This window comes from Bradyrhizobium sp. LTSP857, from assembly GCF_000938285.1.
Classification (GTDB): domain Bacteria; phylum Pseudomonadota; class Alphaproteobacteria; order Rhizobiales; family Xanthobacteraceae; genus Bradyrhizobium.
Genome location: NZ_JYMS01000027.1, coordinates 167,655 through 194,108 on the forward strand (window position 1 = coordinate 167,655; position 26,454 = coordinate 194,108).

At 65.4% G+C, this 26,454-nt stretch carries 22 protein-coding genes, 1 tRNA gene and 1 riboswitch; of the genes, 10 read left to right on the forward strand and 13 right to left on the reverse strand.

Translation table 11 applies throughout. The annotated features are described in order from the left end of the window. Window positions 1-11: 11 nt before the first annotated feature. A complete protein-coding gene (locus tag UP06_RS18250; protein WP_045004521.1) occupies window positions 12-1,379 on the reverse strand; it encodes a cytochrome P450 in 1,368 nt (455 codons plus the stop codon). Between the two features lie 34 nt (window positions 1,380-1,413). After that, on the reverse strand, window positions 1,414-2,784 hold the full coding sequence (locus UP06_RS18255; protein ID WP_045004522.1) for a hydrolase: 1,371 nt from the start codon (window positions 2,782-2,784) through the stop codon (window positions 1,414-1,416). A 138-nt stretch (window positions 2,785-2,922) separates the two neighbouring features. Between UP06_RS18255 and UP06_RS18260 the strand changes: the two genes are divergently transcribed. After that, on the forward strand, window positions 2,923-4,611 hold the full coding sequence (locus UP06_RS18260) for an MFS transporter (protein WP_045004525.1): 1,689 nt from the start codon (window positions 2,923-2,925) through the stop codon (window positions 4,609-4,611). Window positions 4,612-4,778: 167 nt separating this feature from the next. On the opposite strand, the gene UP06_RS18265 is transcribed toward UP06_RS18260, so the two are convergent. Together UP06_RS18265 and UP06_RS18270 are read right to left on the reverse strand one after the other, a co-directional pair. Continuing rightward, the gene (locus UP06_RS18265; protein ID WP_045004527.1) at window positions 4,779-4,994 is read right to left on the reverse strand and encodes a cysteine rich repeat-containing protein; all 216 of its coding nucleotides are present in this window, start codon (window positions 4,992-4,994) and stop codon (window positions 4,779-4,781) included. 172 nt (window positions 4,995-5,166) lie between these two features. Further along, window positions 5,167-5,460, reverse strand: a complete 294-nt coding sequence (locus UP06_RS18270) for a hypothetical protein (RefSeq protein WP_045004528.1) — start codon at window positions 5,458-5,460, stop codon at window positions 5,167-5,169. A gap of 252 nt (window positions 5,461-5,712) precedes the next feature. Between UP06_RS18270 and UP06_RS18275 the strand changes: the two genes are divergently transcribed. Beyond that, the gene (locus tag UP06_RS18275) at window positions 5,713-6,759 is read left to right on the forward strand and encodes a polysaccharide deacetylase family protein (protein WP_045004530.1); all 1,047 of its coding nucleotides are present in this window, start codon (window positions 5,713-5,715) and stop codon (window positions 6,757-6,759) included. A 73-nt stretch (window positions 6,760-6,832) separates the two neighbouring features. On the opposite strand, the gene UP06_RS18280 is transcribed toward UP06_RS18275, so the two are convergent. The 6 genes from UP06_RS18280 to UP06_RS18305 all read right to left on the reverse strand — a co-directional run bounded on the left by UP06_RS18280 (window position 6,833) and on the right by UP06_RS18305 (window position 13,164). After that, complete coding sequence (locus UP06_RS18280) at window positions 6,833-7,204, reverse strand: hypothetical protein (RefSeq protein ID WP_045004533.1); 372 nt, start codon at window positions 7,202-7,204, stop codon at window positions 6,833-6,835. Window positions 7,205-7,314: 110 nt separating this feature from the next. Beyond that, window positions 7,315-8,967 (reverse strand): hypothetical protein, encoded by a 1,653-nt coding sequence (locus UP06_RS18285; RefSeq protein ID WP_245305501.1) that lies wholly within the window; start codon window positions 8,965-8,967, stop codon window positions 7,315-7,317. Between the two features lie 139 nt (window positions 8,968-9,106). Further along, window positions 9,107-9,182, reverse strand: a tRNA-Thr gene (locus tag UP06_RS18290). A gap of 96 nt (window positions 9,183-9,278) precedes the next feature. Further along, entirely contained in the window at window positions 9,279-11,027 is a 1,749-nt protein-coding gene (locus UP06_RS18295; RefSeq protein WP_045004537.1) for a heme biosynthesis HemY N-terminal domain-containing protein, read from the reverse strand. A gap of 35 nt (window positions 11,028-11,062) precedes the next feature. Next, window positions 11,063-12,328, reverse strand: coding sequence for a COG4223 family protein (locus UP06_RS18300; protein ID WP_045004539.1), 1,266 nt, complete (start codon window positions 12,326-12,328; stop codon window positions 11,063-11,065). Between the two features lie 89 nt (window positions 12,329-12,417). Next, window positions 12,418-13,164, reverse strand: coding sequence for a uroporphyrinogen-III synthase (locus tag UP06_RS18305; RefSeq protein ID WP_045004541.1), 747 nt, complete (start codon window positions 13,162-13,164; stop codon window positions 12,418-12,420). Between the two features lie 135 nt (window positions 13,165-13,299). On the opposite strand from UP06_RS18305, the gene tsaD reads away from it, so the two are divergent. From tsaD to UP06_RS18320, 3 genes are all read left to right on the forward strand, one after another. Beyond that, window positions 13,300-14,373 (forward strand): tRNA (adenosine(37)-N6)-threonylcarbamoyltransferase complex transferase subunit TsaD, encoded by a 1,074-nt coding sequence (tsaD, locus tag UP06_RS18310; RefSeq protein WP_045004542.1) that lies wholly within the window; start codon window positions 13,300-13,302, stop codon window positions 14,371-14,373. Window positions 14,374-14,375: 2 nt separating this feature from the next. Continuing rightward, the gene (locus UP06_RS18315; protein WP_045004543.1) at window positions 14,376-15,356 is read left to right on the forward strand and encodes an NAD(P)H-dependent glycerol-3-phosphate dehydrogenase; all 981 of its coding nucleotides are present in this window, start codon (window positions 14,376-14,378) and stop codon (window positions 15,354-15,356) included. Between the two features lie 143 nt (window positions 15,357-15,499). Further along, window positions 15,500-15,913 carry an EVE domain-containing protein gene (locus tag UP06_RS18320; protein WP_045004997.1) on the forward strand — a complete coding sequence of 138 codons (414 nt, stop codon included), beginning with the start codon at window positions 15,500-15,502 and terminating at the stop codon, window positions 15,911-15,913. A 104-nt stretch (window positions 15,914-16,017) separates the two neighbouring features. Here UP06_RS18320 and UP06_RS18325 read toward each other — a convergent pair whose 3' ends face one another. Continuing rightward, window positions 16,018-17,187, reverse strand: a complete 1,170-nt coding sequence (locus tag UP06_RS18325; RefSeq protein WP_045004544.1) for a DNA topoisomerase IB — start codon at window positions 17,185-17,187, stop codon at window positions 16,018-16,020. Window positions 17,188-17,586: 399 nt separating this feature from the next. Here UP06_RS18325 and acs point away from each other — a divergent pair, with 399 nt between their 5' ends. Both acs and UP06_RS18335 read left to right on the forward strand, forming a co-directional pair. Next, entirely contained in the window at window positions 17,587-19,533 is a 1,947-nt protein-coding gene (gene acs / locus UP06_RS18330) for an acetate--CoA ligase (RefSeq protein ID WP_045004999.1), read from the forward strand. A gap of 297 nt (window positions 19,534-19,830) precedes the next feature. Beyond that, on the forward strand, window positions 19,831-20,346 hold the full coding sequence (locus tag UP06_RS18335) for a L,D-transpeptidase (RefSeq protein WP_045004546.1): 516 nt from the start codon (window positions 19,831-19,833) through the stop codon (window positions 20,344-20,346). A gap of 54 nt (window positions 20,347-20,400) precedes the next feature. On the opposite strand, the gene UP06_RS18340 is transcribed toward UP06_RS18335, so the two are convergent. Both UP06_RS18340 and UP06_RS39970 read right to left on the reverse strand, forming a co-directional pair. After that, window positions 20,401-20,991, reverse strand: a complete 591-nt coding sequence (locus tag UP06_RS18340; protein ID WP_045004548.1) for a thermonuclease family protein — start codon at window positions 20,989-20,991, stop codon at window positions 20,401-20,403. A 56-nt stretch (window positions 20,992-21,047) separates the two neighbouring features. Further along, the gene (locus tag UP06_RS39970) at window positions 21,048-21,239 is read right to left on the reverse strand and encodes a DUF1674 domain-containing protein (protein WP_082078613.1); all 192 of its coding nucleotides are present in this window, start codon (window positions 21,237-21,239) and stop codon (window positions 21,048-21,050) included. A 188-nt stretch (window positions 21,240-21,427) separates the two neighbouring features. Here UP06_RS39970 and UP06_RS18345 point away from each other — a divergent pair, with 188 nt between their 5' ends. From UP06_RS18345 to purH, 3 genes are all read left to right on the forward strand, one after another. Further along, a complete protein-coding gene (locus UP06_RS18345) occupies window positions 21,428-22,774 on the forward strand; it encodes an RsmB/NOP family class I SAM-dependent RNA methyltransferase (protein WP_045004550.1) in 1,347 nt (448 codons plus the stop codon). A gap of 156 nt (window positions 22,775-22,930) precedes the next feature. Further along, a complete protein-coding gene (locus UP06_RS18350) occupies window positions 22,931-24,649 on the forward strand; it encodes a heparinase II/III family protein (protein WP_045005001.1) in 1,719 nt (572 codons plus the stop codon). Between the two features lie 59 nt (window positions 24,650-24,708). Next, a riboswitch (ZMP/ZTP riboswitch) is annotated at window positions 24,709-24,790 on the forward strand. A gap of 25 nt (window positions 24,791-24,815) precedes the next feature. Then, a complete protein-coding gene (gene purH, locus UP06_RS18355) occupies window positions 24,816-26,408 on the forward strand; it encodes a bifunctional phosphoribosylaminoimidazolecarboxamide formyltransferase/IMP cyclohydrolase (protein ID WP_045004551.1) in 1,593 nt (530 codons plus the stop codon). Window positions 26,409-26,454: the final 46 nt, after the last annotated feature.

Here is a 26,454-nt window from a genome sequence, read left to right on the forward strand (position 1 = left end):
ACGAGCGTCTGTCACCGGCGCGTGATGCGGAACATGGGTGAGTGGTCCGGCTGGGTGGTGACGACGCCATACGGAATGACCGGAGTGGTGTCGACAAGCTCGACGCGGAACGCGCCGATCAGCCGGGCCAGCGCCAGCACCGATTCGGCCTGCGCGAACGGCGCGCCGATGCAGACGCGCGGGCCCGCGCCGAACGGCAGATAGGCGAAGCGGTCGGGCGCCTCCGTCGACATGAAACGCTTTGGAATGAACGCGTTCGGCTGATCCCACAGCTTCTCATGCCGGTGCAGGAGCCACGGCGCGATCATGATGACGTCACCCCTGCTGATCGCAACGCCGGCCACATTGTCTTTGTCGCGTGCCGCCCGGGCGATCAGGAACGCAGGCGGATAGAGCCGCATGGTCTCGTCGATCACCGCGCGGGTGAATTTCTGGCGATCGATGTCGGCAATGGCATCGAGATGCTCGCCGCGGGTCTCGGAGGCGACCTCCTCCTGCGTGTCCGGATCGAGCGCAAGCAGATAGAGCGCCCAGAACAGCGCGGTCGCCGTGGTCTCGTGACCGGCGAGAATCATGGTCGCGACTTCGTCGACGAGCTGCGCGTCCGAAAAGCCCTTGCCCGTCTCAGGGTCGCGCGCCTCGTCCATGAGATCAAAGAGATCGCGCGGCGGCGCGCCATCCTTCTTGCCCGCTGCGCGCCGCTCGGCGATCAGCGTGGCGACAAATGCGGTCCAGCGCTTGCGGAAGCGCGCGCGGGCGCGATCCATCGGCGTCGGCCAGGACACGGGCAACACCATGTCGAGGAGATAGGCCCGCCCGAGCCGCTCGCCATATTCCACGACGAAGTTGCGCAAGGCAGGACCGTGCCGGTCCATGCCGAACGAGAACATCGTGCGTCCGGCGATCTCGAGCGTCATGCGCTGCATCACCTCGCGCAGATCGACGGCCTCGCCCGTTTGCGCGTCGAGCTTCGCGATGGTCTCGTCGAGCACCGCCGTCATGTGCGGGACGAGGTTTGCGGTGGCCCGTGGCGTGAAGGCGGGCGCGAGCGTGCGCCGCTGAAACGTCCAGTCGTGGCCTTCGGCAATCAGGAGACCCTCGCCGAGCACGGGACGCAGCATGCGGATGCCCGCCGGTGTGCGCGAGTAGTTCTCGTAATTGCTGAGCAGGACATGCCGGATCGCGTCCGGACGGTTCAGAATGAAGCTCTTGTGCAGGAAGAGGCGGCCCTGGATGATTTCTTCCTCGTAGGCGCGCTGCCCCCAGGTTGCGATCATGTTCTGCCTGATCACCGCAAGCCGACCGAGGAACGACATATCGTCCGGCGCGCGCGGCGGGGTCGGAGGGACGATGGGCCGACGCACGCTGGCGATGTTCATGGCTCTCTCCCGCGGATCTGACGTATGCAGATAGCTAATAAGTCAGCTCGGCAACCGCAATCCTGTTCTCGGAGGCAGGCCAGACGCGTGCCACAATCCGTTCTTCGTTGAACTGGGCCACGACGTTACGCCCGACCTCGCTGGCCGGAAAGCGCAGGGTCGCTGTCGAATCCGTGGGCACACCCGGCTTGACGTCGGCGGGCTCCTTGCCGTCGAACAGCACGATGTCGCGCGGCAGGCCGAAATAACCGCGCGGGCGCGACATGATCACGACCGCGCCGGCGTCCTTGTCCGCCGGCCCGAACGGACGCGCGGCGCGCAAATGCACGACGTCGGAGGAGCGCGGAAAAGGCGAGCGGTAGAAATGCGTCGTCGGCGCGTCGGGCGAGGTCATGACGATTTCGAGCGGCCAGGTGGACTCGACCTCGGCCGGCCCCCAGCGGCCGTCGGCCGCCGTCGTCGAGCGATGCACGGCATGGCCTTTGCGCTCGCCGCTTTCGCGGTCGACATGGAACACCTCCACCTTCGCTCCCGCCACCGGGCGGTTGGTCGGCACGCCGCCCGGCGTGCCCGTGACCAGCCCGCTGAGCCGGACGTTCCGCTCCGGCACGATCGCGATGCGGGCGGGCTCGCGGCCGGCGATGAATTTATAGATCTCGCGGAAGGCGCGCGGATGAAACCCCGTCTCGCGATGGTCGAGCGTGCCGAGCACGAGATTGACGGCGCCGTTCAGCGCGGGCCCGTCGGGGGTGACACCGGTCGGCACGCCGGGCTGGCCCATGAAGCGGCCGTCGGATTGCGCATATTTGTCCATGCCGTCGCTGCGCAAGGTGAGGAAAGCCGTGCCCGCCGTCACCTCGCTGTCGCCATCGTTCAAGCCACGCAGGAAGGGCCCCCGCCCGTTGAATTCGCTGCCGAGCAGAGTATCCCACGCGAACACGCCGTGATTGGGCGTGCCGCACAGAACGGCATGGCTGACATCAGCGCCGCCGCCGTTCTTGACGACGTTGCGAATCGTGTAGCCGCCGCGCGAATTGCCGACCAGCGCCACGCGCGCCGCGCCGGTGCGGCGCTTCAGCTCGGTGATGGCGGCGGCGAGCTCGCGGCGCTGATCCTCGGTCGAAGAGCAGTTGGCCTGCTCGACCGTGTCGTCCTTGCGCGCCGTGGGATCGGTGAAGTTGATCGCCATCATGCGGTCGTGCGCAATGCCGTTGGATTCCATCCGCCACAACGCCGTCATCCACAGCGCGTCGTAATCGCCATTGCCATGGACGAACAGGATCGGCGGCACCTCGGAGCTCTTTGCCACGGATGGAGATTGCGCCAGCGCATCCATCCGGAAGCTCGCAACCGCGAAAGGCAAGCTACCCGCACCCAACAGGATTGTCCGTCGTGACAGCTTCATGCGTTCCTCCCCCGGTAAAACCGCGTCTTTGCACCGCTTATAGCGGCCTAACGACTGGACAGCGAAGGACTTTCGCGGGCATCACTGAACCTGCCGGATTCGCAAAAGCTGCTTCTGACAGCCCATTTGGAAGAGGATATGACCGAGCAGACGCACCGTCAGAAACGTTCCGCCGATGGCATCACGGCACCACTGCGGTACACCGTGTTCCGGCGCATCTGGCTCGCCAGCCTGCTCTCCAATCTCGGCCTCCTGATCCAGGGCGTGGGCGCGGCCTGGGCGATGACACAGATGGCGGCCTCCGCCGACAAGGTGGCGCTGGTGCAGACCGCCTTGATGCTGCCGATCATGCTGATCTCGATGCCGGCCGGCGCCATCGCCGACATGTATGACCGGCGTATCGTGACGCTGATCGCGCTGTCGATCGCGTTGGCTGGAGCAACTGCCCTGACGCTGCTCGCCTGGTTCCAACTCAGCAGCCCGGAAACGCTGCTGGCCTTCTGCTTCATCGTCGGCAGCGGTAACGCGCTGTTTGGACCTGCCTGGCAGTCCTCGGTCAGCGAGCAGGTGCCGCCGGATTCGCTGCCGTCGGCGGTGGCGCTGAACGGCATCAGCTACAACATCGCGCGCAGTTTTGGTCCCGCGATCGGCGGCGTCATCGTCGCCTCTGCCGGCGCGGTGGCTGCGTTTGCCTGCAATGCGATCCTTTATCTGCCGCTGCTGGTGGTGCTGCTGTTGTGGCGGCGCAGCACCGAGCCCTCGCGCCTGCCGCGGGAAAGGCTCAGCCGCGCGATGGTCTCAGGCTTCCGCTACATCACCAATTCGCCGCCGATCAAGATCGTGCTGCTGCGCACGTTGGTGATGGGCCTGTGCGGCGGCGCCGTGATGGCGCTGATGCCGCTGGTCGCGCGCGATCTCCTGCATGGCGGCGCGCAGACCTACGGCATCATGCTCGGCGCCTTCGGCATGGGCGCCGTCGTGGGCGCACTCAACATTCACGAATTGCGCAAGCGCATGAGCGGCGAGTCCGCGATCCGCGCCTGCACCATCTCGATGGCGTTCGCGATGGCTGCGCTTGCGCTCTCCAGCGAACCGGTGCTGACCGCGGCCGCGCTGGTGCTGGCCGGCGCGGTCTGGATGGCGGCCGTCGCGCTGTTCAATATCGGCGTACAGCTCTCAGCTCCGCGCTGGGTCGCGGGCCGTTCGCTCGCGGCGTTTCAGGCCTCGATCTCCGGCGGTATCGCCATCGGCGCCTGGGGCTGGGGCCATCTCACCGATTATGCCGGCGTCGAGGTCGCGCTGCTGACGGCAGCCGGATTGATGCTGATCTCGCCGCTGCTGGGCATCTGGCTGGCGATGCCGCGCGTCGGCGCGCGCAACGAGGACGCCGAGGTGCTGGCCGATCCGGAAGTCAAACTATCGCTGACCGGACGCAGCGGGCCGCTGGTGGTCGAGATCGAATACCGGGTGAGCCAAGAGAACGCGCGCGCCTTCCACAATGTAATGCAGGACGTGCAGCTCTCCAGGCAGCGCAACGGCGCCTATGGCTGGTCGATCGCGCGCGACATCGCCGACTCCGAATTGTGGACCGAGCGCTATCACTGCCCGACCTGGTTCGATTACTTACGCCAGCGCAACCGTTCGACGCAGTCGGAACGCGCGCTGCATCAGAGCGCGATCGATTTCCACATCGGCCCCGATCCGGTGCGGATCCGCCGCATGCTGGAGCGTCCGTTCGGCTCGGTGCGCTGGAAGGAAGAGACGCCGGACCGCGCCGGTGCCGAGGTGCTGCCGGTGGTCGCGACCGCGGCAGGGAGCAGTACGTAGGTCTTGTCAGGCACTCCGCCGTCGTCCCGGCGAAGGCCGGGACCCATAACCACAGACAGAAGTTTGGCCAAGACTCGGAATTGCGACTGCGCCCAGTCCGGCTAGCCGCGCTCTATCGATGCATCACGCGGTATGGATCCCGGCCTTCGCCGGGACGACAAAGACAGTTACTGCCCGTGATCCGTCAGCACCTTGTCGCAGCCCTTGCTCAGGCGCGCGCGATTTTGCTTCAAGCAGGCGAGCACGGCGCCATCGCCATTGTTCATGACAGCGCGGCAGTGACGCGTGACATCGCGCGCGCAGGCGTCCTGGCCGGGCTGCTGCTGCGCAGAGGCGCCTGATGCGCACACGATCAAAGAGATGATGAAAAGAAATCTGGTCATCGCGTAATGCCTCTTACCCGGAAGATATGCGGGCGAAGCTAGTGCGGTGATGCCGTGGCCGCAACGGCTTTATGAGTAGGCTATCTTGCGCCATCGCGTGGCCCCGGCTTGACGCCGGAACACATCGCGCGGAGCTCTGGGGGATGCAACGTTCGGCGCGTTACACGCACTCTTACTGGTTGTCCCGGGCGTCAGCGACCTTGCCGGAGCCGCCCTTGGCGAGTTCCTTGTCCACCATGGAACGACAACCGGTGCTCAGCTCCGAACGATGCTTCAATATACACGCCGAGGTCTTCGGGACGTTGGGGATTTCCGACGAGCAAAGGCGGAAGGCGTCGCTGTAGCATGCCTGCTTCGCTTCCTCGGAGAAGGCGAAGCTCGAGCCGGTCGAGATGATCGAGACGATAGCGGCAAAGCCCAGAGCAAGGCTGGTGTCGCGGATCTTGGCAGAGAATGACTTGGTCATCTGAAGCTCCCGTTGGCCCGCCGGAGCGATGCCCGTTGTTGATGGAGCGATGATGCTCCAAGGAAGCTGCTTCTTCTGTGATGATCATCACAATCGCGTTGCCCTTTGTGATGTTGGTCACTTTGGCCCTACGCTGCTGAAATTCCTCCGCAACCGCTGTCGTGTTGGTGTCACGTTAACTGTTCCTTCGCATTAATGGCTCGGCGCGCGGGAAATTCCGCTGGTTTGGTTGCGTATTTGGAAAGAGTAACGATGCGTAATGCGTTGGGCCTGATGCTGGCCAGTGTCCTTGCGGCGGTCGTGATCGCCGGAGGTTGGTTCTTTTATTCCTCGCGCGCCGACCAGGGCGCTCCCAAGACAACAGCCGCCCGTGCCGCCGATCCGCTGCCGGCGAAGCTTGGCGCCAAGGATGACGTCGAGACCACCGCGGCGCTTGCGGGCAAGCCTGCCGTCCTTGCGGCAGCGCCGGCACCTGCCGCCGCACCGACCATTCCGGTGCAGCAGAAGTCGACCTGCGCCAATCCGAACGCGCTCGGCGTTTCCCGCGTGGTCGAGATCGACACCACCGGCGGACCCGGCTTCGGCTTCGAAACTTTCAAACAGTTCGACTTCCTCACCGACAAGGAGGTCGTGCTGACCTTCGACGACAGTCCCTGGCCGGTCAACACGCCCGCAGTGCTGAAGGCGCTCGCGGATGAATGCACCAAGGGCCTGTTCTTCTCGGTCGGCAAGCATGCGACCTATCATCCGGAAATCCTGCGCCAGGTGCTGGCCCAGGGCCACACCGTCGGCACGCACACCTGGTCGCACCTCAATCTCAACAGCAAGAAGTTGACGGAGCAGCAGGCCAAGGACGAGATCGAGAAGGGGTTTAGCGCCGTGAAGCTGGCGCTCGGCACCGAGCCCGCGCCGTTCTTCCGCTTCCCGCAGCTTCAGCACAATCCGGCGATGGTGACCTATCTCGGCACCCGCAACGTGGCGATGTGGTCGACCGATCTCGATTCCTTCGACTTCAGGAAGGGTGCCACGCCGGAAAAGATCGTCGAGACCGTGATGACGAAACTCGACAAGCTCGGCAAGGGCATCATCCTGATGCACGACTTCCAGAAGCACACCGGCGAAGCGCTGCCGACATTGCTCGCACGCCTCAAGGCGGGCGGCTACAAGATCGTGCAGATCAAGGCCAAGACCACCTTCCAGTCGCTGCCGGAATATGACGAGGCGCTGCTGAAGGAGCTGAAGGTGCCGACCTCGAGCGCACGTCCGATCGGAAGCGTAGTGCAGACGGTTTCGCAATAGGCTCGATCGACACGCTTTCCAATACGCACAATGGCCGGGCTTTTGCCCGGCCATTGTCGTTTTGGGAAAACGGTTACCAGTAGATGCCGTGGCGATGCAGTTCGGCGATGATGCGGCGTTCGGTCCAGTACGGCCTGTGCTTCGGTTTGCCTGCCCTTGCCATCTTGGCGGGCTTGGTCGTTGACGTCGGTGCCGCCGTGGTGGTCGCGGCAGGAGCCGTCGCCACAGCAGGTGCGGGAAGCGAGACCAATGGCGGACGATCGACATATTTCGGAGCCACGGCGACCGGAGCGACTTCGCTGATGTGCGTCGTGGGAGCGGCGGTCGTGTTGACTTGCGAAGCGGAGGTCTGCTCGGTCGCTGGGGACATCGAGAGGCTGCGGTCGCCCGCATAGGCGGATGCAGAGACCAGAACCATGGCAGCAACCAGAATGATCTTGCGCATGAGAAATCTCCCCGTGTTTGCGTGACCGGGACATTACGGGAGACGTGCGCGAGGGTATGTGATGCAGATCACGCAGATGGGCGTCTTGCCTTGAACCCGCGCGGCCGGGCTCAGCACCCGCGCCGATAGACCCGCAGCGTCACGTCCGGGAAGGTGATGGAATCGAGCGGGCAAATATCGTGATCGGTATCCAATGTGCGAATGAGCTCGTCACCCACACGCGGTCCGATCAGGGTGTGGGTGATGGAGCTCGGTACGACCAGGATATCTCCCGCAAGCAACGCCTTCTCGGTCTCCTCGCGCGTCCGATGAAACAGCTCCGCGCGAATGTCGAGATTGAGCCCCGTTTGCACGGCGTAGAGCTGAATGGTCGCGGGCGCGACCGGATAAGCGCCGGAGAAGCTGACGACAAGCGAACCAGATCGATCCGCCGTCAACTCACGCACCAGCTTCCAGACGCGATCCGTCCCGATGCGAATTTCCTCCTGCTGCTGCCCATTGAGGGACAGCGAGACAGTGACGGGACCGACAACCACCATCTTGACGAAGAGCAGGGCGGTCGCGGTCAGCGGCAGCAAGCGCACGCCGGCAAGCACAGGGCGCCGTTTGGCTACATCGATGCGGCTGGTCGCAGTCCAGGCTTCGATCCGCGATTGGACGACGCAGAAGTTCAGCACTATCGCGACGATGAAGATCGCGTAGAAACTGGCGCCGAAGAAATAGCTCTTGATCTCCGCCACCGACGGAATCGCGTAAGCGACGACGATCGCAGCCAGCAGGATGAGTGCGTCGTGGATCTCGGCTCGACCCATCGTCGCGGCCAACAGGAGACGCAGCGCCATCAGCGCGAGCCCAACCCATAGCCAGAAATTCAGCCCGGCTTTTCCACCTGGGCCCACCAGGAAGTACAGCAATCCGCGCGAGAAGCTCTCACCGCTGGTCCAGAGATCTCGCTGGGTGACGAATACATTGAAGATATAGCTGATCGTGTGAACCAGGTTTGGTCCCAGCAAAAAGCCACCAACCGCAAGGAGCGGCAGGCCAAAGCAGAGCAGTGCCAGGGCAGCTCTGCGGAAAGACGATCGTAGCCCTCCCGCATGGACGCAATCGAGGAGCAGGCGGAGCGCGAACATGCTTCCGACAACGGCGAGTGAGGCGGGGAACGCCGTCGGCTTGATACTGGCGGCGAAGCCGCAGCCTGCCCCGATCAGCACGAGATTCAATAATCCGCGCTCGAGCACCCCACGTCGAATGATAGCGCCTGTCGCAGCTCCCAGGGCCAGGCCCCAGGGCAGATCCGGACGCCCTTCGGAAACGGTGTGCCAAAGCACCGGCACACATCCCGCAGCGATCAAGCAGGTCGCAACCTGATGGAACGGCCGCTTCCAGGTCAGACAAATGAGGGCGAGCAGAAACGCGAGAACGAAGACCGCATTGACGAGATAGGGCCCCACGTAGCCGTCGGGAACGAGCCGAAAGCCGATAGCAGCAACCAGCGTCGAAAACGGAGCATGCTGGTGCAACAAGCTCACGATGTTGCCGATCAGGCCCGGGCTTTCGAACCCATGCCGCCACGTGATCGCATCAATGAAGTAAACGACATCGTCATAGATGGGAGGCGCGGCCAACCTGCCATTCAGACGCGATGCTTCCAGCGATTTGTAGGCGACGATGGCCGTGAGCACCACGGCGAGGACGATGAGACCGGAGAGCCGTGCCCATGCGTTCCGATCGGTTGTTCCGATCCCGTCCTCGATGCCCACCACCTGCCCCATCACGCGAACTCTTGGCGTTGGCGCATCGTAGTGACATCAAATTCGCGCACAATGCGCGCGCTCACGATGGCTGGATGCGCCAGCCAAGACGTCGCGGGAAGCATCGTGGTGGGATAGATCAAGGCGCTGGTGCCGCAAGAGGGACTCGAACCCCCGACCCCGTCATTACGAATGACGTGCTCTACCAGCTGAGCTATTGCGGCGAACCTGCCGAGACCGGCGAGCCGGTCTCGATACGCGCGCTCCTGATATCGGGCATGGCCCGAATTGGCAAGAACAAGCCGGGTCCGAATTGCGTCTTACGCGCCCCAGCGCGACCAGAATCCGCGCCAGCCGCCGACCTGGGCCTTTCCGTTGGCCCTGGACGAGCCGATTTGTTCCGTAAATTCATCGCTCGGACCGTCGTCATCGATCCCGGGATCGTCCGGGGCGCGGACGATCGGGATGACGGCGGGGATCGGCGCAGGAATCGGTGCAGTCGCGGGCTTGCCGAGGTCGGCGCGGGTCCGGAACACCGGCGTTGCCGCCAGCGGCGTCGATTCGGCGGGCTCTGGGGCCGGTTGGACAGGCTCAGCGGGCGCTGCTTCGGGCTGCTCCGCGACCGGAGGTAAGTTGTCCTGCGCGGCCGGAACCGGTTCGGCGACGGCTGGTTCCGCCGGGCTGTTGCTGGCGACCGTCACCCGCTTCGGCGGCGGGGCGGCGAGCATGGCTTCCTCAAAGGCCGAGGAGTCGATCGTGGTGCCCCTGTCGGAGGGCAGGCTCGCGACAGGCGTCTGCCACTGAAAGGCGTCGAGCCGGCCGGTGACCGGGGAGACCGGACGCCAGCGGTCGCTGACATAGCCATCCGCGGTCCAGGCCGGATCGTGGCGGGCGCGCACCGCGCGCAAGGTCCAGGCACGGGCACGGCCGCCATCGCCATGCTCGGTGCGCTCGATCTCGGCCATCAACAGTGCGACACGCTGGGTCGGATCGTTGACGTAGGGCGCGAGAACTTCGCGCGCACGGGCGAATTCCGAGGCATCGATCGCGGCGCGCGCGATTGCGAGCTGGCCTTCGACGTGGCCGGGCCTGTCAGCCGGCGTCTTCGCCGCGAGCGTCTCGACCCGCTGCAGGCGTTGCCGCGCGGCATCGCCAAGCTTCACATGCGCGTAGGCGTCCGCGAGATCGGGATGCGGATTGGCAAGCCAGGCGGCCTCGACCAGCTTCATGGCGCGGCGCACCTGATGCGCCTCGCTCTCGAACTTCGCGGCAAGCACCGCCGCCGGCACCAGGGTCGGCGCGAGCTTGATCGCCTCCATCACGCTCTCTCGCGCGATGTCGCGGTCCATGGTTTCCAACTCCAGCGCGCGTGCGGTGAGCAGCACGCCGCGCTGGCGGCGATAGGCCTGCTTGTCGATCAGGCCCGCGGACAGATTCGAATCGAGGATCGCGAGCGCACCGCTCCAATCACCGCGCGCGCAGCGGAAACCGAGCACCGCATGGGAGGCCCAGGTCGAGGACGGCGACAGCTTGATCGCTTCCTCCGCGATCATCACGGCGCCGACTGCATCGTCGGCGCGCTGCGCCTCGATGAACAGGCCGCGCAGGCCGAGCAGCCGCGTATCCTCGCGCTCGGCCATGGCGCGGAACGCGCGCTGCGCCTCGTCGCGATTACCATCCATCTGCGCCGACTGCGCGTGCAACAGCAGCGCAAGCGGATCGTCCGGCGCGTGGCGCCGTGCTGCTTCGGCATGACGGCGGGCAAGCCCGGTGTCGCCATGGCCGATCGCGAGCAGGCCGTGGGTGATGGCGTGGCGGCCGCGCGCGTGGCGCTTCTCGTGGCGGCGGCGGCGCATCCGTCCAGGCATGCGCCAGATCACGGTCAGGATGCTCCAGAGCAAGACGATCGTGACTGCGAATATGCCGAGGCAGAGCACGAACACCGGAACGCTTGGCGAGGCCCGAAAACCGCCCCAGGTCATCACGACGTCGCCGGGCTGGTCGGCAACCCAGGCCGCGCCGGCGCCTGCAAGCGCAATCAGAACGAGGAAGAGCACGATGCGAAGCATGACGATCCCTATACGCGCAGATTGTTGCGCGAATCTTATTGAGCAGGCTTGACGAGATCGGGCTTGGCGAGACCAGCCATGGCGTCATCGGCGAATTTGCGGGAGGCCGCGAGCGCGGCATCGCGGGCATCGGCCTTGTCGAGCCAGGCCTGCGCAGGCGCGCGATCGGCCTCTGGCAGTGTCTTCAGCTCGCGCCGCGCCTCGACGAAATCGTTGCGCAGCGCCGCCGCCGTGACCCGCGCCACGATGGCGCCGCGATCGTTGCCGACCCCATCGGTGCGCTCGATGCGAACGAGCTTTGACGCGCCTGCCTGAAGGCGCTCGACGATACCGGCGCTGCTGCTTGGGGCTTCGGCCGGCGGCGACAGCTTTGGCACGATGTTGAGAAGCTCGCGGCTCAACGCGACCGGCGTCGGGATGCCGGCGGCAGCAAATGCATCGAGCGGCTTCAGCGCATCGGGCTTGGCTGCAAGCGACCGCGCGGCGGAAAGCTGCGCCTCATAGGGATCGTTGTGGCGAACGGCAACGTCGAGCAGAGAGGCGGCAACCACGTAGCGCAACGGCTTATCGTCCATCACCTTCGCATCGGCAATCTTCTCGCCCTGCTGCGCGAGCTCGGCGCGTGCGCTCGTGCTGGCGCGCTCGAGCTGGGAGATGCGGTCGCTAAGGGCGGCGAGATCGGATGAGCCAGCTGCATCGCGCGGCGTGGCTTTCGCGTCGTTCAACGCGCTCGCAGTCTTGTCGGACTGCGCGCGCAGATTGGCGATGTCGCTGCGCAGCGTGCCGGCGGATTTCTCCAGCGCATCGAGCCGCGCGACAATCGCCGGATCGGCGGCGGGCTTGCCGGCCGTGGCTTCGACCGCGGCAACGCGACCGCTCAGTGCGTCGACCGCAGCGCTTGTCACTTGCGGCGCGGCTGGCGGCGCCTGCACCGCGGGCCAACCCAGCACCCAGCCGACCCCGATCACGATCGCAGCGGCGACGGCGCCGGAAAATGGCGCAATGACCCAGGGAGAAACGGCTGCAGGCGCACCGGCGGCCTGCGCCTCGGCGCGTTCCGGCTCAGCCTTTACTTCGTCGGACTTGGCTTCCTCAGACTTGGTGTCCGCGGACTTGGCTTCCTCGACACTGGGCTGCTCGGATTTTGCCTGCTCGGCCGTTGGCTGCGCCTCCGGCTCGCCCGCCAAATCCTGCGGCTGGGTAGAGACTTCGGTCGGCTCAAGGTCGATGGTGGGCGGCGTGCGCTTGGCACGGCCAGACTCGGGGGCCAATCCTGCGTCTTCAGGCTTGTCGTCGGCCATCGTGACGGTTCCTCACACTTGCGTACTTGCGCCGATCCCTCAGCAGATCCCTTGGGCGAACCCGATTGCGTCGGATTCGGCCCGACCTCTTACGCCAAACGGGTCCGCAAAGCACGCTCCAAGGTGTCAAATAAGGCATTTTCATCCGGCGCGGCGGCAACCGCAACCTGCGCGGCGCCGGCCTCGCGCAACACGGCGGCGACCGTCTCGGACAGGCAGCATTGCGGGATCGCCAGCGCAGAAATTTCAACGCCTTCGTCCCGCGCCGCCTCCAGAAAAGCCCGCGCGCTGCGCCGGGAGTAGTGCAGCACCGCTCTTATGCCATGGGCGGCAAAGCCCTCGCAGACCTCGCGGGGCAGGTGCTTGACCGGCGCCATGCGATAGGTCGTCTGCGTCACTACGCTAAAGCCTTCGGCGCCGAGCTCGCCGCCGAGATCGCGCGACAAATCCGCACCCGCCAGATAGAGCAACGTGCTTTTCTTCTTCACGCGCTTGTCGCGCGCGCCCTGCATCACCTTGTCGCGCAGGGCCGCGGCATCACCTCCGGCGACAATCACCTCGGCAAAGCCGGCGTCGCGCGCAGCAGTGGCGGTATGTTCCCCGACTGCGAATAGCGGCAGCTTCAACAGATCGAGGTCCGGCAATAGTGGCGCGACAGCGCGGATCGCATTCGCCGACGTGACGATGATGGCGCCGTAAGCGGCCTCGCTCTCGTCATGGAAGGCGACAGGCTCGAACTTGAGCAGCGGCGCCAGCAACACCACATGACCCCGTGCGCGCAAACTTTCTGCCGTCGCCTCGTTGTCCGGATGCGGGCGTGTGACAAGAATGGACATCGCTGTGTTCCCAGGGCCGAGTCGTGGGGACGCTGTCACGGCAATTGCGCAAGACGACCCCGGAATGCTACCGGACGTACCAGAACTCTGGTTTACATATGAGCGCAAGGGCGCAAATTGGATAACAATTCGCCAATGCTGGTACTGGGCATCGAAACCACCTGCGATGAGACCGCGGCGGCCGTGATCGAGCGCGCGCCTGACGGACGCGGCAAGATCCTGTCCAATATCGTGCGGTCGCAGGTCGAGGAGCATGCCCGTTTCGGCGGCGTCGTGCCGGAGATCGCCGCCCGCGCCCATGTCGACGTGCTCGACGGCATCATCGACCGCGCCATGCACGAGGCCGGCATCGACTATGCCGAGCTCAATGGCGTTGCGGCAGCCGCGGGCCCGGGCCTGATCGGCGGCGTCATCGTCGGGCTCACCACCGCGAAGGCGATCGCGATGGTGCATGACACGCCGCTGGTCGCGGTGAACCATCTTGAAGCCCACGCGCTGACGCCGCGGCTGACCGACGGAGTCGAATTTCCCTATTGCCTGTTTCTCGCCTCCGGCGGCCACACCCAGATCGTCGCAGTCACCGGCGTCGGCCAATATGTGCGACTGGGCACCACCGTCGACGACGCCATTGGCGAGGCCTTCGACAAGGTCGCGAAGATGCTGCGCCTGCCCTATCCCGGCGGCCCGCAGGTCGAGCGCGCGGCGGCAAACGGTGACGCCACGCGTTTTGCCTTTCCAAGACCTATGCAAGGGCGCCCCGATGCCAACTTCTCCCTGTCGGGATTGAAGACGGCGGTGCGCAATGAAGCGAGCCGGATCACGGAGATCACGCCGCAGGACATCAACGATCTCTGCGCAAGCTTCCAGGCCGCTGTGCTGGACTCGACGGCGGATCGGCTGAGCGTGGGGCTCAAGCTTTTCCGCGAGCAGTTCGGCGCACCGCGCGCGCTGGTGGCCGCCGGCGGCGTCGCCGCCAATCAGGCGATCCGCGGCGCCCTTTACGACGTTGCCACGAGAGCGCAGACGCAACTGATCATGCCGCCGCCTGCGCTCTGCACCGACAATGGCGCTATGATCGCCTGGGCCGGCGCCGAACGCCTCGCGCTCGGCATGACGGATACGATGGAAGCCCAGCCCCGCGCGCGCTGGCTGCTCGATGCCAACGCGACGGCGCCGGCGGGCTACGGCAAGACGCGGGCGGGATTTTGACGATGGCGGAATTCCACTCCGTCGCGGTGATCGGCGCAGGCGCCTGGGGCACGGCGCTCGCGACCGTGGCCGCGCGGGCAGGACGCGCGGTGACGCTCTGGGCGCGCAATGCCGAGCATGCCGCCCGGATCGCCTCGTCCCGCGACAATCCGCGATTGGCCGGCGTGCGGCTGGCGCCGGAGATCGTGGTAACGAACGAGCTGGCCACAGCGGCGCGTGCGGACATGCTGTTGATCGCAACGCCCGCGCAGCATCTACGCGGCGCCGTCAACATGCTCGCCTCGCACATCGCAAGGCCTGTGCCGATCGTCGCCTGCGCCAAGGGCATCGAGCACGGCACCCACAAATTCATGACCGATGTGATTGCGGAGGCCGCACCCCACGCACAGCCGGCAATCCTGTCGGGCCCGAGCTTCGCCGATGACGTCGCGCGCGGCCTGCCGACGGCGGTGACGCTGGCGGCGAAGGATGATGCACTCGCGAGCGCACTCGTGCAGGCGCTGGGCTCGCCGACCTTCCGGCCCTATCACTCCACCGATATCCGCGGCGTCGAGATCGGCGGCGCGGCCAAGAATGTCCTGGCGATCGCTGTCGGCATTGCGGTCGGGCGCAAGCTCGGCGCCTCCGCCGAGGCTGCCCTCACCACCCGCGGCTTTGCCGAATTGACCCGCCTGGGCCGCGCGCTCGGCGCACGCAGTGAGACGCTCGTTGGCCTGTCAGGCCTCGGCGATCTGATCCTGACCTGCTCGAGCCCGCAATCGCGCAATTTTGCGCTCGGCCTCGCACTCGGCCGCGGCGAGCAGCCACCCGCCGGCAAGCTTGCCGAAGGTGAGTTCACCGCGCCGGTGCTGATTGAGCTCGCGGCTTCGCAGAACATCGAGATGCCGGTATCGGAAGCCGTTGCGGCGATCCTGAGCGGCAGGAGCACGATCGACGCCGCGATCTCGGGGCTGCTGACGCGCCCCTTCAAGGCCGAGGAGTGACATTTTCCGTCATGCCCGCGCTTGTCGCGGGCATNCATCCACGTCTTGATATTGAACGATCGAAGAGGACGTGGATGGCCGGGTCTTCTCGTGGGAAGGCGCTTCGCGCTCTTGCCCGGCATGACAAACGGATGGGGCGCACGATGAATTACTGGCTGGTGAAATCCGAACCGTCGGTGTGGTCCTGGGACCAGCAGGTGGCAAAGGGCGCCAAGGGCGAGGCCTGGACCGGCGTACGCAATTTCACCGCGCGCCTGAATCTTGTGAACATGAAGAAGGGCGACAAGGCGTTCTTCTATCATTCCAACGAGGGCAAGGAGATCGTCGGCATCGCGGAGATTATCAAGGAGGCCTATCCCGATCCGACCGACAAGACCGCAAAATTCGTCTGCGTCGACATCAAGGCCGACAAGCCCTTGAAGACGCCGGTGACGATGGCCGCGGTCAAGGCCGAGAAGAAGCTCGCTGATATGGCGCTGGTGAAATATTCGCGCCTGTCGGTGCAGCCGGTGACGGCGGAGGAGTGGAAGCTCGTCTGCAAGATGGGCGGGATTTAGTTACAGCCGTAGCCCGGATGGAGCGAAGCGCAATCCGGGAAAGTCTTCATTTGGCGCGACCCCGGATTACGCTGCGCTCCATCCGGGCTACGAAATGAAGTCGCTCACACCGCCGCGGTCGCCACCACCTGCTGCAACAACTGCTCGCGCCTTGCCTGCGAACGCTGGCCCTTCATCGTCGCGGCGAAGCGTTCGAGGATGCCGTCCTCGAAGGCGGTGACGATGGTGTCGTGGACGTAGCTCTTGCGGCAGATCGCCGGCGTGTTGGAAAGCTGGTCGGCGGCGGCGCGGATCGCGTCGAGCACCTGCTTCTTGCGACCGCGCTGGCTGGTCGCCGGCGTGATGCGTGACAGCGATTCCACCACGACGGCGGACGCCATCAGCGTGCGAAAATCCTTCAGCGAAATCTTGATGCCGGCGATCTCACGCAGGAATGCATTCACCTGCGTAGTATTGACCGCGCGCACGATGCCGTAGGCATCGCGATACTGGAACATGCGCTTGCCGGGAACGCCACGCAGGATGCCGATGGCGCGCACCAGCTTGGCCGCGTCGCATTCCTTGCGCACCGCCTTGCCGCCCTTCGCCTTGAAGGTCAGCACGAAGCTATCGTCTTCCAGCGTGACGTTGGACTTCAGCATCGTGGTGGCGCCGCGGGTGCCGTTCAGACGCGCATAGGATTCATTGCCCGGACGGATCGCGGTGCGCGCGATCAACTCGATCACGGCCGAGAGCGCGAACTCGCGCGTCGGCTCCTCGCCCGACAGGAACGCCGAGACCTTGCGCCGGATCTTTGGCAGCGCGCCGACGAGCTTTTCCAGGCGATGCGCCTTGCGATGCTCGCGGACCTTCTCCCAATCGGCGTGATAGCGGTATTGCAGCCGGCCCGCGGCATCGCGTCCCACGGCCTGGAGATGCGAGCTCGGATCGGCCGAGTAGCGGACCTCGCGATAGGCCGGCGGCACCGCCATGGCATGCAGCCGGCGGATGGTGCGGGCGTCGCGGATATGTGCGCCGTTCGGGCGGACGAAGGAATAGCCCTTGCCGCGCTTGATGCGCCGGATTTTCAGCTCGTTCTGGTCGCCGAGCCGCAGGCCCAGTTCCCTTGCGATCGCCTCAACGGAGGTCGGAGGCGCCGTGTCGAAGGTCTTTTTCGGGCTGAGACGGTGAGATGCGGCCGGTTTCGGCCATTGTCCGAGGGCTTTGGCCAGCGCAATAGCGGCAGGATCGGCTGAAGCGGGCCGTATCGTCCCGAGATTCTGCTGATCCATCATAGTCTTACGCCTTAGCCCTGCCTGTTGTCCGTCAATGCCGCTGTTCTGATGTTTGTTCCAAGGGGTCTCTCTGGGCCCGGGTTGGCCATTTAGGGTGTTCCGAACGGCATTGCGAGTCCCGAATCAGTGAGAGGCGGTTTCTAAATACCTTCGACCGGCGCATGGGGGCCCTGCGCGGCCTGTTCTGGAGATTTGGGTAAAGAGCCGAAAACCCTCTCTCGGCCTGTTTCAGACCTGCGACAGCCGGTCCGCATAGCCTGATCCGCCGCATGGCGGGCCGATCACCGAAGGTCCAGCTTGTGCTCCTTGTCGGGCCCGGTTAGGCGGACGCATAATCGGTTCAACGATCAAGTCGCTTGCCAGTCGCTTGGGTTCGGCTTGCTGTATGTGGAGGGAAACATGTCCGAGAAGATTTACGACGTCCCCGCGGATTGGGCCAAGCGCGCCTGGGTCGACCAGGCCAAGTACAAGGAAATGTACGCCCGCTCGATCTCGGACCCGAACGGCTTCTGGGCCGAACAGGCCAAGCGCGTCGACTGGATGAAGGCGCCGACCAAAATCGAGAACGTCTCGTTCGCGCCCGGCAACATCTCCATCAAATGGTTCGAGGACGGAATCCTCAACGTCGCCCATAATTGCATCGACCGTCATCTTCACAAGCGCGCCCACCAGACCGCGATCATCTGGGAAGGCGACGATCCCTCGCAGTCAAAGCACATCACCTACCAGGAGCTGCACGACGAAGTCTGCCGGATGGCCAACATCCTGCGCACCCGCAACGTCAAGAAGGGTGACCGCGTCACCATCTATCTGCCGATGATTCCGGAAGCGGCCTACGCGATGCTGGCCTGCGCGCGGATCGGCGCCGTCCATTCCGTGGTGTTTGCGGGTTTCTCGCCGGATAGCCTCGCCCAGCGCATCAACGATTGCCAATCCAAGGTCATCATCACCGCGGACGAAGGCCTGCGCGGCGGCAAGAAGGTGCCGCTGAAGGCCAATGTCGACGCCGCACTCGCCAAGGCCGACGGCGTCGATTGGGTCGTCGTGGTCAAGCGCACCGGCGGCACGGTCGACATGAACCCGACCCGCGACCTCTGGTATCACGACGCCGCCGCGATGGTGACGACGGAGTGCCCGGCCGAGCATATGCACGCCGAGGATCCGCTGTTCATCCTCTATACGTCGGGCTCGACCGGCCAGCCCAAGGGCGTGCTGCACACGTCAGCCGGCTATCTCGTCTTCGCCGCGATGACGCATCAATACGTCTTCGACTATCACGACGGCGACATCTACTGGTGCACCGCCGACGTCGGCTGGGTCACCGGCCATAGCTATATTCTCTACGGGCCGCTGGCGAACGGCGCCACCACGCTGATGTTCGAGGGCGTGCCGAACTATCCGGACAATTCGCGTTTCTGGAACGTGATTGACAAGCACAAGGTCAACATCTTCTACACCGCGCCAACCGCGATCCGCGCACTGATGCAGTACGGCGACGAGCCGGTGAAGAAGACGTCGCGCGCTTCGCTCCGCCTGCTCGGCTCGGTCGGCGAGCCCATCAATCCGGAAGCCTGGGAATGGTATCACCGCGTCGTCGGCGACGACCGCTGCCCGATCGTCGACACCTGGTGGCAGACCGAGACCGGCGGCATCTTGATCACGCCGCTGCCGGGCGCGACCAAGCTGAAGCCGGGCTCGGCGACCCAGCCGTTCTTCGGCGTGGTGCCTGAAATCGTCGATGCCGACGGCAAGGTGCTGGACGGCGAGACATCGGGCAATCTCTGCCTGACGCGGTCGTGGCCGGGCCAGATGCGCACGGTCTATGGCGATCACGCCCGCTTCGAGCAGACTTATTTCTCGACCTACAAGGGCAAATATTTCACCGGCGACGGCTGCCGGCGCGATGCCGACGGCTATTACTGGATTACCGGCCGCGTCGACGACGTCATCAACGTCTCCGGTCACCGCATGGGCACCGCGGAAGTCGAAAGCGCGCTGGTCGCGCATGAGAAGGTGTCGGAAGCCGCTGTGGTCGGTTACCCCCACGACATCAAGGGCCAGGGCATCTACGCCTATGTCACCCTGATGGCCGGCGTCGAGCCGAGCGACGAACTGCGCAAGGAGCTCGTCACCTGGGTGCGCAAGGAGATCGGCCCGATCGCCGCGCCCGACCAGATCCAGTTCTCGCCCGGCCTGCCCAAGACCCGCTCCGGCAAGATCATGCGCCGCATTCTGCGCAAGATCGCCGAGGACGAGCCGGGCAGCCTGGGGGACACCTCTACACTGGCCGATCCCGCCGTGGTCGACGATCTCGTCAAGAACCGGCAGAACAAGAAGTCGGCGTAAGCCCACCTCCCGTCGTTCCGGGCGCGCGACAGCGTGGCCCGGAACGACGGCTGTTCACATCCTCACGCACTTGTCAGGGCGCGCCCCGCCGCGCCTGTATCTTTCCCGCCGAGTGTTGTTTTCAAGTCATTTACTTTGTTTCCAACATTTCCTTTGGTCGCCCTGCTGGCTGGCCCTTGGCGGCCGTGCGTGGAAACCATCCGGTTAACAGGTGCGGTTAAGAATCTCTGGGCGAGCCGGCGATTGCCGGGTTTTGCGTCATTTTGAACGATCCGTTTGGGGCAGGGGGAAGTATCGATGTCGATGAAGGTTGCTGTGGCGCTGGCCGCCACCATCGGGGCAGGGGTTTTGATGTCGACGGCGGCGCAGGCGCGGCCGGAGATGGTGGGGACACACGTCGCCGACTATTCGCCGGGCACCATTGTGGTCAAGACCAACGAGCGGCGGCTCTATCTCATCCTCGATAACGGCCACGCCGTGCGCTATCCGGTCGGCGTCGGCAAGTCCGGCAAGCAGTGGGCCGGCACCACCCGCATCGACGGCAAGTACCGAAACCCGGCCTGGTCGCCGCCCGCCGAGGTGAAGCGCGACAAGCCGCAGCTTCCCGACGTCATTCCGGGCGGATCGCCGCGCAATCCGATGGGCGTCGCGGCGATGACACTGGCCGGCGGCGAATACGCCATCCACGGCACCAACGTGCCAGGCTCCGTCGGCGGCTTCGTCTCCTATGGCTGCATCCGCATGCTCAACGACGACATCACCGATCTCTACAGCCGTGTCTCGGTCGGCACGACGGTGGTCGTGGCGCGCTGATCGCCGAGTTCAAAACCGAATTGAAAAAGCCGCGTCGTCGACGCGGCTTTTTTGTTACCAGAAGCGCCAGCCCCGCGCGCACCAGCCGTCGCGATGACCGCCATTGTAGCTGCGCGCGTAGCCGCCCGCGAGCAGCACGGCCGAAACGTTGGCCGTGCGCCTGGTCGCGACATCGGCCAGGACGCGCCCATATTTTTCGGAACCGAGATTGTAGATCGTGACGCCGCCCTGGCCGAGCAAATTACGCAGCGCCTCGGTGGCCGCTTCGGCCTTGTCCAATTCCTCCTGACAGGACGCCCTCATCTCGGGCGCATCGATGCCGCGCAAACGAACGCGCGCAACGAGATCGCGTCCGTCGCCCTGGTGCACACGGGCGAGAAAAGTGTCGCCGTCGATGGTGCGGATCACGTCGACCGGCTGGCGAATGTCCGAATTGCCGGACTGCTGGAGGATGACCTCGGCATCTCGCGATTCACCATCGGTCGCATGCCGGACGGGCCAATTCGTTCCGTGCCGGAAGGTGAGCACGATCGCCACCACCACGCCGACCACGAACATCCACGGCAATAGCCCTGAGAAGCGGCGGCCGAATGGCGAGCCGTTGTACGAAGGCCGATAGGGATGGCTGGGGTCAAAGCGCGACATCCGCGCACGCTAGGGCTGAGTCGGGCGAGCGGGCAAGGGAGCTTCAAACTGGAGCTTCAAAAGTCCGAAGCGATGCCTTTGCGTTCCCAGTCGCCATACCGCGTGGGTTCAGGTCCCTTCGGGCCCTGCAATTCCTTCGGCGACGCTTCGGCATGAGCCGCGGCGGCCTGCCGGCGCGCTTCGGCTTCGGCCAGCGCGCGCTGGGCGGCCGGCGGCAATGGCTTGCGATCGGTAGGCTGGTCACTCATCGCCCGGTGTCCTAGCGCAGGATCAAAGGCTGCGCGACGTGCAATAACGCATTGCTGAAATGGTCGTGACAGGCTGAAAATGCCAGAGACGATTCTTACATTTGGCATATTCGCATGCCACAGCTGCCGTTCTTAAGGCATGCGCCCATATCGGCGGAACTGCCGCTCGCTCAGAACCTTGCTTCCGCATGCCATCTCAACGTTTCGCCCCTCCCTCCGAAGTGCCTGGCCTCGCGGCACGGCGGATCGCTGCCGACATTGTCGACGGCGTGCTGCACAAGCATCGCACGCTTGATGAGCAACTCGACGGCGTCGGCGCCCATCCCGGGCTGAAGACGCTGGCCGACCGCGACCGCGCGCTGATGCGGCGGCTGGTTGCGACCATCCTGCGTCGGCTCGGCACGCTCGGCCATGTGCTGTCGCGCCTGCTCGACAAGGGCATTCCGTCCGATGCGCCGCGCGCGCAGAGCGCGCTCCTGATCGGCGCCGCCCAGATCCTCTGGATGGACGTGCCCGATCATGCCGCCGTCGATCTTTCCGTCCGCCTGGTACAATCCGACCGCCGTGCCGCGCGCTATGCCGGCCTCGTCAACGCCGTGCTGCGCCGCTGCGCGCGCGAGGGCAAGGCGCTGGTGGAGGAAGTCACCGCGCAATCGCTGGACCTGCCGCCCTGGCTACTCGCGCGCTGGAGCGCGCATTACGGCGAGGCGACCGCAAGGGACATGGCGCTCGCACTCGGCCACGAGCCGTCGCTCGATCTCACCGTCAAGTCCGACGCCGCGCAATGGGCGAGCCGGCTGCACGGTGAAGTGCTGCCGACCGGATCGGTGCGCGCGGTGCTGCACGGCGCAGTGACCATGCTGCCCGGCTTCACCGATGGACAATGGTGGGTACAGGATGCCGCCGCCGCACTGCCGGCCCGGCTGTTCGGCGACATCAAGGGTAAGTCCATCGCCGACCTCTGCGCCGCGCCCGGCGGCAAGACCGCGCAACTGGCCCAGGCCGGCGCGCATGTCACGGCGATCGATCGATCGCCCGCCCGGGTGGCGCGCCTGCGCGAAAACCTGTCGCGGCTGTCGCTCCAGGCCGAGACTGTCGTCGCCGACGCCGTGGAATGGGCGGGTCCAGCCAATGGCTTCGACGGCATCCTGATCGATGCGCCCTGCACCTCGACCGGGACAATCCGCCGCCATCCCGATGTATCCTGGCTCCGGCAGGAATCCGACATCGCGGCAATGACCACGCTTCAGCAGCGGCTGCTGCGTAAATCCGTCACGCTGCTCAAGCCCGGCGGGACGCTGGTCTACTGCACCTGCTCGCTGGAACCCGAAGAGGGCGAGCACGCCGTCGCCGCGCTGCTGGCCGCGGAGCCTGCACTTCGGCGTGCGCCGATCGAGGCATCCGAGGTCTCCGGGCTCAGCGAGATCATCACCGCCGACGGTGACCTGCGCACCCTGCCGAGCCATCTGCCGCACGCCGACCCGAAGCTCGGCGGGCTTGACGGATTTTTTGCAGCCCGGCTCGTTAAATCCTGATTTTGCACCGGTTTTTGCTGCCGCGGCGCAGATTCGGAGCCTTTCAAGGTGGTGTCAGCGGACCGATTTTGGGATTAATAAGGATTCGTCGGAATCCTCTCCCCCACAAGGCAAGGCGTGTCGGTCGCTCAACGCAGACGTATCTCGACGCTCGTCATGAACCGCTTCGCGCGGAACATGCTCGCGCGCGCGAGCGGCGGCTCCGTTGCGCTGTCACGGGTGTGGCCGGGTCGCACTGACCGGTTGATCATCGCGCCGCACGATCTACGCACGGCGGATGCGACGCGCGCCGCCGAGATCTATGCCGGGCGCTTCGTGTTCGCCGGCAAGATCGTCAACTGCCACGGCCGCTCGATCTTCGATCTCGATCCGCCGTCGGAGGATTGGGAGGTCGCGCTGCTCGGCTTCGGCTGGCTGCGGCATCTGCGCGCCGCCGACACCGCGCTGACGCGGGCGAATGCGCGCGCGCTGGTCGAGGACTGGATTTCCAACCCCGCCAACAAGCGCCGCCCGGTTGCCCGCCGCGCCGACGTGCTGGCGCGGCGCGTGATCTCGCTGTTGTCGCAGGCGCCGCTGGTGCTCAACGACACCGACAACAAATTCTACCGCCGCTATCTGCGTGCGCTGGCGCGCGAGATCCGCTTCCTGCGCTTCGCCATGGTCAACATTGCCGACGGGGTGCCGAAGCTCCAGGTGCTGATCGCGCTGTGCTACACGACGCTCTGCCTCGCCAACCAGGGGCGCCATATCCGCAGCGCGTCGAAAAAGCTGTCGGACGAGTTGCAGCGGCAGATCCTGCCCGACGGCGGGCATATCTCGCGCAATCCCGGCGCACTGATCGAGCTCCTGATCGACCTGTTGCCGCTGCGGCAGACCTTTGCCGCCCGCAACATCGCGCCGCCGCCGGCGCTACTTAATGCGATCGATCGCATGATGCCGATGCTGCGCTTCTTCCGGCACGGCGACGGCAATTTCGCGTTGTTCAACGGCATGAGCGCGACGCCTTCGGACCTGCTCGCCACGCTGCTCGCCTACGACGATACCCACGGCACCCCGATGGCGAACATGCCGCATACCGGCTTCCAGCGCCTCGATGCCGGCCAGACCACGCTGATCATCGACACCGGCCCGCCGCCGCCGGCCGGCGTCAGCCACGATGCCCATGCCGGCTGCCTGTCGTTCGTATTGTCCTCGGGCATCAGCCGCATCGTCACCAATTGCGGCATGCCGACGACAGGCCGCGACAATTGGCGGCCGTTCGCGCGCGGCACTCCGGCACATTCGACGCTGACCTATCACGAAACCTCGTCCTGCCAGTTCGTCGAGATGTCGGCGATGAAGCGGCTGCTGCACGGCGCGCCCGTCACCAGCGGGCCCGTCGAGGTCGAGAGTTATCGCGAGGTCGTGCAGGACGGCACGCTGCTGACGACGTCGCATGACGGCTATCTCGCCAAATTCGGCGTTGTCCATCGCCGTGTGCTGATGATCGCCAATGACGGCGGCCGGATCGATGGCGAGGACACGCTGTCGCCGCCGCAAGGCGCGCGTCTCAAGGGCGCCGATGCCGATTTCGCGCTGCGCTTCCATCTGCATCCGGCCGTGAAAGCGAGCCGGCTGTCGGATGCCCGCGGCGTCATGCTGGTGCTGCCCAACCGCGACGTCTGGACCTTTGAGGCGCTCGACGACAAGGTCGACCTAGAGGACAGCGTGTTCCTGGCCGGCAATGACGGCCCCCGCCGCACCGCGCAGATCGTGATCCGCCAGGATGCGCGTCAGGCGCCCTCGATCCGCTGGAGCTTTGTCCGCTCGACCGCTTCGCCCACGGTCACCAATGCCCGCCGCAACGCCCGGCGCGAGCCGGAACTTCCGCTGTAGAAGCGCGCGTTTCGGCCCCATCTGGTCGTTGTGAAAATGGCTGAAAGCTGCTATCGAGCACGCGTTCGCGCGACTGGCGACCTTGGATGGAGCACCATCGGGAAGCGCGAGACATATCTGCCGCGCGCCTGGGCATAGACACTCCTTAAGACAGAGGATCTTGCTCATGAGTGACCATCCCCGCCGCGTCACCCGCGCCCTGCTTTCCGTTTCCGACAAGACCGGCCTGATCGAATTCGCCCAGGCGCTGGCCGCCCATGATGTCGAGCTGGTCTCGACCGGCGGCACCGCCAAGGCGATCGCCGCCGCCGGCCTCAAGGTCAAAGACGTTTCCGAGCTCACCGGCTTCCCCGAAATGATGGACGGCCGCGTCAAGACGCTGCATCCGAAAGTGCATGGCGGCCTGCTCGCGATCCGCGACAACAAGGACCATGCGGATGCGATGAAGGCGCATGGCATCGCGCCGATCGATCTTCTCGTCGTCAACCTCTATCCGTTCGAAGCGACCGTCGAGAAAGGCGCCGGCTTCGAGGATTGCATCGAAAACATCGATATCGGCGGCCCCGCGATGATCCGCGCTGCCGCGAAGAACCATGACGACGTCGCCGTCGTGGTCGAGGCGCAGGATTATCAGGCCGTGCTCGACGAGCTCGCCGCCAACAAGGGCGCCACCACGCTGAAGCTGCGCCGGCGCCTTGCCGCAAAGGCCTATGCGCGGACGGGCGCGTATGATGCCGCGATCTCGAACTGGTTCAGCCGGCAGCTCGAGATCGACGCGCCCGACTTCCGCGCCTTCGGCGGCAAGCTGATTCAGTCGCTGCGCTATGGCGAGAACCCGCACCAGACCGCGGCGTTCTATGCGACGCCCGACAAGCGTCCGGGTGTCTCGACCGCGCGGCAGTTACAGGGCAAGGAGCTGTCCTACAACAACATCAACGACACCGACGCGGCCTATGAATGCATCGGCGAGTTCGATGCCAAGCGCACCGCAGCCTGCGTCATCGTCAAGCACGCCAATCCCTGCGGCGTCGCGGAAGGGTCCGACCTCGTCAGCGCCTATCGCAAGGCGCTCGCCTGCGACTCCACCTCCGCCTTCGGCGGCATCATCGCGATGAACCGCGCGCTCGACGCCGACACCGCGCGCGAAATCACAAAGATCTTCACCGAGGTGATCATCGCGCCCGATGCCAGCGAAGAGGCGATCGCCATCATCGGCGCGCGCAAGAATCTGCGCTTGCTGCTGGCCGGCAGCCTGCCCGATCCGCGCGCCCCGGGCCTCACCGCCAAGACGGTGGCCGGGGGCCTTCTCGTGCAGAGCCGCGACAACGCCGTGGTCGACGATATGACATTCAAGGTCATGACCAAGCGCGCGCCGACGGACGCCGAAATGCGTGACCTGAAGTTTGCATTCCGGGTCGCAAAACACGTCAAGTCCAACACCATCATCTATGCCAAGGATCTCGCCACCGTCGGCATCGGCGCGGGCCAGATGAGCCGGGTGGATTCAGCCCGGATCGCAGCGCGCAAGGCGCAGGATGCGGCCGTTGAGCTGAAGCTTGCCGAGCCGCTGACCAAGGGCTCGGTCGTGGCCTCGGATGCGTTCTTCCCGTTCGCCGACGGCATGCTCGCCTGCATCGAGGCCGGCGCCACCGCGGTGGTGCAGCCCGGCGGCTCGATGCGCGACGACGAGGTGATCAAGGCCGCCGACGGGCACGGCATCGCGATGGTGTTCACAGGGACGCGGCATTTCAGGCACTAAACTTTCGCGAGAGAGCGTAGCCCGGATGGAGCGTAGCGAAATCCGG